This window comes from Desulfamplus magnetovallimortis, from assembly GCF_900170035.1.
Lineage (GTDB): Bacteria > Desulfobacterota > Desulfobacteria > Desulfobacterales > Desulfobacteraceae > Desulfamplus > Desulfamplus magnetovallimortis.
The window spans coordinates 37,552-39,965 of record NZ_LT828566.1 but is presented as its reverse complement, the minus strand read 5'-3'; the positions used below and the strand labels follow the sequence as shown (position 1 = coordinate 39,965).

At 41.9% G+C, this 2,414-nt stretch carries 2 protein-coding genes; both read right to left on the bottom strand.

The genetic code is table 11. From position 1 onward, the window contains the following. Positions 1 to 709: ATP-binding protein (locus MTBBW1_RS25580; RefSeq protein WP_139786906.1), on the bottom strand; the 709-nt coding region annotated here is incomplete at its 3' end. Between the two features lie 137 nt (positions 710 to 846). Beyond that, positions 847 to 2,414 (bottom strand): ADP-ribosylglycohydrolase family protein (locus MTBBW1_RS25575; protein WP_245809563.1); only part of this gene is annotated, 1,568 nt, incomplete at its 5' end.

Below are 2,414 nucleotides of genomic sequence, written 5' to 3'. Positions count from 1 at the left end.
GCCTTCCGGCTTCGAGATATTTATCTAAAATGCCCACAAGCCAGCCAACATAGGAACCTGTTACAAGCATTGGTGCAATTTTAGATTCTGACACGCCGTGGAAACTGCCTGCCATGGTTTCATCAGGATTGGTCTGACGACCTTTGTCGTGGTAAATAGTATTTGTAATATTCTGAAATTCATCGATTATTACCAGAAAACGCAGGTCATATTCCGCAGCCATACGCTCAGGGGCAGTGTAGGCGGTTTTCCATACCAGATCATAAGCATTTTGTTCCATATGATTAATAATGGAATTAACATCCGTCACCAGTAGCTCATTGCTATTTGCTTTACCATAGGTTTTGATCCCATTTAACGATAAAGGTGTACGAACAAGGGAATCCTGCCTTTCCATGAAAGAGATATACTGGGAAGCAAACAAACAGTAATAGTCAATGGCAAAATGGGGGTACCATTGTTTATTTTCCCCAAGCTCAAAGAAAATCGGGATCACCTTGCCGTTTGCACTCCAAAGCTGGTTGAAAATCCTTTGAATGAAGGCTGTTTTGCCGCTTTTCCGGCGGGCAAGTATCACTTTAGATTTGGAAAGGCGTTTTGGAATTTTATCAATCCACTTATGAAACAGGGCAAATTCTTTTTCTCTACCCACCAGAAGGTCAGGCTCTCCGATTCTTTCAGGTAATGGATATTTCAATGGAGTTTGCATTACAACTGTTCCTTATGAGATGTAAAAATGATTTAATACTATCATATTGGTATATCAAAATAATGATAATATTAAAAAATGAAAAAAATTATGAAATTTCATTTAGTTATACTCCTATAAAAAATAAAAATCATATATCACTCCAATCCATATTTTTTGGGGTCAAATTCAATGTCATTGCGGACAACCGGAGCCGGGGATATCTCAGCATTTTTTTCCCAATCCATACTAAAGAACGGTTCATTTTCCTGATTATCTCGATCGCCTTCACTGATCTGCCCTGTTTTGCCATTTTGCTTTGCAAGCACCTGCTCTACTTCATTTGTCAATTTCAAAAGCTCTTCACTTTCCCAGTCATTTCTGTTTTCACAAAATTTTTGCTCAAACGCTTCCATAATCATGAGAAACTCCTGGGGCAGCCTCTTTTTTACTTCTGCCACTATATCATCCGGAATATCCTTGTAACAGGCATGGGCGATCCCTCCGGCAATGCAGGCCATTGTATCACTGTCACCGCCAAGTGAAACAGCTTTTCTGACAGCATCCACAACACTTTCCGACTCTAAAAAGGCAATGATTGACTCTGGAACAGAATCAGGGGCTGTGGCTTTGAAATAATAAAAAGGGCGAATCTCATCCAGGGTGCGGTCAAGGTTGTATTGAAACCGTTCCGTGATCACCTGTTTGATCTCCTTTTTACTTTTTCCCATGCGAGCCAGAAAAACGGCAAGGGCGGTTGCCTGTGCCCCCTTGATTCCCTCTGGATGATTGTGTGTAACTTCCGAGCTTTTTTTTGCTTCCCCAAGCACCTCCTCCACACTATTTTTGGCAAATGCCACCGGAGAGACACGCATGGCACTGCCGTTGCCCATGCTGTTAAGCGGCTCCAGGGAACTGGAATGGGCCCAGAGATAAAATTGATGACTGAAACCTACAGTGTATTTCCGTGCAAAATATTTATAGGACAATAGATAATCCACACCGGTTAAAAGAGAAAAGGCAACAGCAATGGTAAGTACCGTGTCATCGGTAAAATCCGATTTTCCACCAAACAGGGGAAAGAGTTTGCTGTTAATGGGATTTCCCTCGTATATGGAACCTGCAATGTCGCCCAGGATGCTTCCGATAAAGATCCCTTTAAACTGTTTTTTAAGGTCAGGCTCAAAGGAACTTATCTCCTTTTCAAAACGGTTTCTCAGTATAAGATAAAGGGTGCCGTCTTTGAGTCCCCTGTAATCAATATCGGAAATGCCTTCGGTTAAAAGATCAGCCTTTACAAGGGTGCGAAGCCTGTGCTGGATACCCTTTAAATCCAGATCAAGTTTTAGCGTATCCTTCAGCTCTTTGGGAGTCCAGTCCCGATCTGCGTGTTTGCTCATGTGAAGCAGAATTTTTTTAGCATGAATGTCATTGACCCTCTGCAAGGTAAGCTCAATGTACTCCCCCCAGGTCATGGACATTTCAGATTTTCGATCCGATATTTCATAATTCACCGTATCAATTACGCTTTGGCGTGTAGTTAAATCCTTGCCATGGAATTCATTTGCCATGACACAGGATATGAAAAATGGATCTGACTGGCAAAGCTGGTTGATCTGAATGGCAGTTTCAGTGGTTATGGGCTTCTCATAATATTCTGAATACTTGAATACTGCCTGCAAACCCTCATCCGGGGTGAGATATGGAGACATGAAAAAGCGTTTGA